General features: G+C 41.2%; 1 protein-coding gene. It reads left to right on the forward strand.

The window, feature by feature from the left end; translation table 11 throughout:
- Positions 1-8: 8 nt before the first annotated feature.
- On the forward strand, positions 9-301 hold a 293-nt coding region (locus tag ACYQZV_RS09145), incomplete at its 3' end, for a GTP-binding protein (RefSeq protein ID WP_459895347.1).

Raw genomic sequence — 301 nt, forward strand, 5'->3', positions numbered from 1 at the left:
AGTGTTTTATGGCAAAGGAAAAGTTTGTTAGAGAAAAAGAGCACATCAACGTAGGTACCATAGGTCACGTTGACCATGGTAAATCTACCTTGACCTCTGCTATTACATGTGTGTTGGGTGCTGGTGTATTGCCAGGCGGTAAGGCAAAATGCTATCGCTATGAGGAAATAGACAAAGCACCAGAAGAAAAAGAAAGAGGTATAACCATCAATATAACCCACGTAGAATACGAAACACCAAAAAGACACTACGCTCACGTAGACTGTCCTGGACACGCAGACTATATAAAGAACATGATAAC

This window comes from Hydrogenobaculum acidophilum, assembly GCF_054656715.1.